Genomic DNA, 4,194 nt, shown 5'->3' with positions numbered 1-4,194 from the left:
AGCATCGCTGATGGACTTGGCTAAGTGATGGTTCTTGACCATGTTCCGCACTTGTAAGTCTTCAATAGCAACCAAGTCGTTAGACTGGACAGGGGTCCGATGCCGGACCCCTACGCACCTTGCCGTTTTTATGGCAAAGTCTTTACGCTGACGTTGGACTTTCAAGTGCTGACGGCCTAGCCGCTTCCTCGCTTTGAGACGATTCTTGCTGCCTTTGGCCTTTTTACTCACCCGCCGTTGCGCCCGTTTGAGTTGCTTTTCAGCTTTACCCAGGTAACGGGGGTTTTCTACCTTGACCCCAGTGGAGTCAGTGTAAAAGCTTTCTAGCCCCATATCCAGACCGATAGTCTGACCCGTCGGGGCTAAATCTTCAGTACGGTCTGTGTCAATGCAGAACTGAGCATAGTAGCCATCGGCCCGACGCACTAGCCGTACACGCTTAATTTGTTCTTTGCTGTACGTCCTCAAATCTCTAGTACCTAGCAACTTGAGCTTACCCATATTAAACCCGTCGGTTAACGTTAAAAACCTACGTTCATTGGAAAGTTTCCATCCGGTAGTTTTATATTCAACGGAGCGATTATCTTTTTGGAACTTAGGATAGCCTTTCTTGCCCACAATGTTCTTTTTACAGTTGTCAAAGAAGCTGGAGACTGCTGCCTATGCTCGTTCGGCTGCTGACTGTCGCGCCATCGAGTTTAGCTTTCCTGCCCATTCAAACTCTTTGGCAAGAATCGCACACTGTTTATTTAGGTCATACTTGGTAGCTCCTTTGGTGTCAATCCAGTAGCGCAAGGCTTTACTTCGGATGAATTGGAAAGAGCGGATCGCCTCATCAATTAAGGCGAATTGCTCAGAGGTGGCGACTAACTTTGACTCAAGAACTAACATGCTACTATTGTAGTTTATTTAAGCTGAAAGTTGTTGCTTAGATATCCTATTCGCCTTTGGCGCATACGGCATATATCCCCATAGCTGAAGCTAGGGGTTTTACGCCGCTCTTGATAAACTTCGGCCTGTTAAGCCAATGCATGTTCCCATTCCCGTCGGTTCATCATGGCTCCTTTTTTCGCGCTCGGGACTCCCTTTTCTACAGACGGAATATGCTGAAATAGCAATAATTACTTTTTGCGGTTGAATTTTTCATTACTATAAAACATATAGCTTGACTCAGGAGTAGACAAAAACGGTACTCAGGCCTATGGGCGCAAGAACAATTTGACTTTTGACGTGAGGGGACTCTCCAGCCCTATAATAAGGTCTGGCTTAAGTTGCTTCTGGTGTAAAAGCTAGAATTCCAATGTAAGTGCAGTGGCTGGGAAGCATAATATGACAGTTTCAGTCGTGTTATGGTCATCTCCACAATCGTTGATTCATGCCGGTGTGGTGGAATGGTAGACGCGTTCGACTCAAAATCGAATGGAGAGATCCGTGTCAGTTCGAGTCTGACCACCGGCACCACTTTTTAAAATTCAGAGGGCGGAGGATGTTGGGTTTTTTCCAGACGACCACCTTACGTCAAACGGTTCCCGCCACCGCTCCAGTCATTGCTGAACATCTCCAGTCTGTGCCCCTCATCCGGCAGTGGGCTTGGCCCCAGCAGTATCCGATGGATGTGCTGCGGTTGTGTCCGGGGTTGACCTTCACCTCTTACCTGGGTCCCTTGGCGATTGGACACCGGGTGGAGACAGCGACGGACAGCGAATTGCGGATGGTGCTGTGGGGGGCGGTGGATGGCTTTAGTGTCTGGCAGTGGGGAGAGGGTTGGTTGACCCAGACCACCACCGGAATTACCGTGATCCCCCTCCAGTTAGGCCAGCGTCAACTCTTGAACCAGTTAGTGCGTTTCTTGCAAACCAAGTCGGCTCAGCCAAATCGGTTGGAGAGCCTAAACTAAACGTATTGACTGCGAGAGCGACCATGAGCGAATTGTCGGCGGTTTGTCAGCGTAAGTCCCTATTGGGCAAGAGCATTATTACCTTGGATGATGCCAGTAAAGCAGGCACGGTCAATGAAGTCTGGGTGGACCCCCAGAGCCGTCGCGTGAGTGCCCTGGGTTGTCTCATCAAGGGCCGGACCACCATCGTTGCCGTCCCCTTTGACCGGATTCAGGTCCTGGGTGAAGATGCAATCCTGATTGGCTCCATCACAGCATTGGTGGATCTAGTGCCCGAGGCCCAGACTCGGTTTGTAGACCACGAACTCGTCACCGAGGGCGGTAAGCGGTTGGGGCAGGTGGATGATTATTACTTCGAGCGCGTCAGTGGACAAATTACCAACTGCCTAATCTCCGGTGGGGGGTTGGCGGGACTGCTGGAAGGCCATACCAGTCTGGATGGTGGCGAACTTCTGACTATTGGTAAGGAACGCTCCATCGTCAAAGCTGGGGCCGAGGAACGGCAGACCCAGGTGGACAAGGGAATGCAGCAGTGGATAGAACTGGGGCGCACCAAGGTCCAAGAGACCGCCGCTACCCTACGCGAACGGATGGCGAAGCGGGAGGAAGTCCCTGTCCTCAGTGAGCCCGTGCCCCTTGAAACCGCCCCGGATAACGAACCCGTGTGACCCCGCCGATCCGTTTAGCCTCTTCGCCCTGGCCCCTAGATTACAGCGAAATCGTGGATGTACGGTCGCCGGGAGAGTACGCCGAGGACCACATCCCCGGAGCTGTCAACCTGCCCATCCTCGATGACCAGGAACGGGCTGAGGTCGGGACTTTGTACGCCCAGGATTCTTTTGCCGCCCGTAAGCTCGGGGCGGCCCTAGTCTCCCAAAATATTGCGCATCATCTACTCAATCACTTTGAGCGATGTGCGCGGGACTATCGGCCTTTGGTTTATTGCTGGCGGGGCGGTCAGCGTTCGGGGAGTCTGGCTACGGTGCTTACGGAGATTGGTTGGCAAGTGACGGTTTTGACTGGGGGCTACAAGACCTACCGCCGGGAAGTGCAGGCACAACTAGCCCAATTACCCACCCAGTTTAAGTACCACGTCCTCTGTGGTCCGACGGGTTCGGGTAAGACTTTGTTACTGGGTGAGCTTAGCCGACAAGGTGCCCAAGTGCTTGACCTGGAACACCTGGCTCAGCATCGGGGTTCACTCCTCGGGCAAACGTCGGTCCCCCAGCCGACCCAGAAGTACTTTGACTCACTCCTATTGGCTCAGCTTCAGCAGTTTGACCCCAACCGAGTAGTCTGGGTGGAGTCCGAGAGTGCCAAGGTTGGTCAAATCCATTTATCTAAACCTCTACTGACGACCATAGCTCAGGGGATGAGTGTAGAAATTCAGGCCCCCCTTGCGGTACGAACCCAGTGGATTATCCATGAGTACCCCCACTTCATCGCCCACCCAAACCACCTCAAACAACAACTCCAGGCCCTCATTCCCGTGCGTGGTCATGCCACAGTCCAGGCTTGGTTTGATCTAATTGACCGGGGTCAATGGACGGACTTTGTCACGCGCTTGCTCCAGGACCATTACGACCCCACCTATACCCACAGTCTGACCCGTCGTTATGCCCAGATGGACCGGACCATAACCCTAGCCGACCTAGCAGCCCCAGATCTGGACCAAGCTGTAACTGAATTGTTACATCTTGGAGCGAAAGCGGGAGTGCCGAAATTTTGACCTACGGTCCAAACCTTGTCAGCAAACCAACAAACCGCTATGTTGATTTTCACGACTGCTTTAAATAATGGGACTACAGGACAGTCAGAGAAAAATCCCACTCTTGTAGACTTCCAATAGCTCAATCACCGGTGCAGGGCGGTCAACCCTCTACAACTGGATAGGCTGCTCACTGTTTAAAGTTGTACTTGACACTGCCCACGGCTAAAGCCGGGGATTCCTGGTTCCACGAGTTAGCTTGCAACATCGGATTGCGCCTCTGTCGTAGGGGCTATGCTCTCCCCAAGCGTTGACGTTTCCCAGTGCCCCTCGGTACTTTGTAATCCTGCTGCCAAGATATTCAAGGCTGCATTGTGGTCACGGTCTAGTACATAGCCACACTGACAAGTATGGGTGCGCGTAGACAATGACTTTTTCACAATGGCATGACAGCTAGAACACTCTTGGCTGGTGTAGTGGGGTGCCATAGCAATGACTATCCGCCCCATCACTTTGCCGTAATATTCCAACCATGTTCTGAACATTGACCAGCTAGCATCACTAATGGATTTAGCTAAGTGATGGTTCT

4 protein-coding genes, 1 tRNA gene and 1 pseudogene are annotated in these 4,194 nt (G+C 52.1%); 4 read left to right on the top strand and 2 right to left on the bottom strand.

Translation table 11 applies throughout. From position 1 onward, the window contains the following. Positions 1–891: pseudogene (locus HFM78_RS01930) on the bottom strand (RNA-guided endonuclease InsQ/TnpB family protein); the annotation flags it as partial. Between the two features lie 486 nt (positions 892–1,377). Between HFM78_RS01930 and HFM78_RS01920 the strand changes: the two are divergent. The 4 genes from HFM78_RS01920 (at position 1,378) to mnmH (ending at position 3,626) form a co-directional block, all read left to right on the top strand. After that, positions 1,378–1,461 (top strand) — tRNA-Leu (locus tag HFM78_RS01920). A 25-nt stretch (positions 1,462–1,486) separates the two neighbouring features. Beyond that, positions 1,487–1,897: a hypothetical protein gene (locus HFM78_RS01915; protein ID WP_287127726.1), complete on the top strand. Its 411-nt coding sequence runs from the start codon at positions 1,487–1,489 to the stop codon at positions 1,895–1,897. Positions 1,898–1,920: 23 nt separating this feature from the next. Beyond that, complete coding sequence (locus tag HFM78_RS01910) at positions 1,921–2,565, top strand: PRC-barrel domain-containing protein (RefSeq protein WP_287127725.1); 645 nt, start codon at positions 1,921–1,923, stop codon at positions 2,563–2,565. Beyond that, positions 2,562–3,626 carry a tRNA 2-selenouridine(34) synthase MnmH gene (gene mnmH / locus HFM78_RS01905; protein WP_287127724.1) on the top strand — a complete coding sequence of 355 codons (1,065 nt, stop codon included), beginning with the start codon at positions 2,562–2,564 and terminating at the stop codon, positions 3,624–3,626. The genes HFM78_RS01910 and mnmH overlap by 4 nt, the downstream gene beginning before the upstream one ends. A gap of 233 nt (positions 3,627–3,859) precedes the next feature. Here the strand turns inward: mnmH and HFM78_RS01900 are convergent. Beyond that, a partial coding sequence (locus HFM78_RS01900) for a transposase (protein ID WP_287127723.1) occupies positions 3,860–4,194 on the bottom strand: 335 nt, incomplete at its 5' end.

Source organism: Candidatus Cyanaurora vandensis (assembly GCF_013285555.1).
Taxonomy (GTDB): domain Bacteria; phylum Cyanobacteriota; class Cyanobacteriia; order Gloeobacterales; family Anthocerotibacteraceae; genus Cyanaurora; species Cyanaurora vandensis.
Note: the sequence above shows the minus strand (reverse complement) of the source record. Positions and strands in the feature narration are given on the sequence as shown.

Excerpts from the sequence above, each read along its gene's own strand:
- HFM78_RS01915 (WP_287127726.1), top strand. The coding sequence starts at position 1,487 with ATGTTGGGTTTTTTCCAGACGACCACCTTACGTCAAACGGTTCCCGCC.
- HFM78_RS01910 (WP_287127725.1), top strand. The coding sequence starts at position 1,921 with ATGAGCGAATTGTCGGCGGTTTGTCAGCGTAAGTCCCTATTGGGCAAG.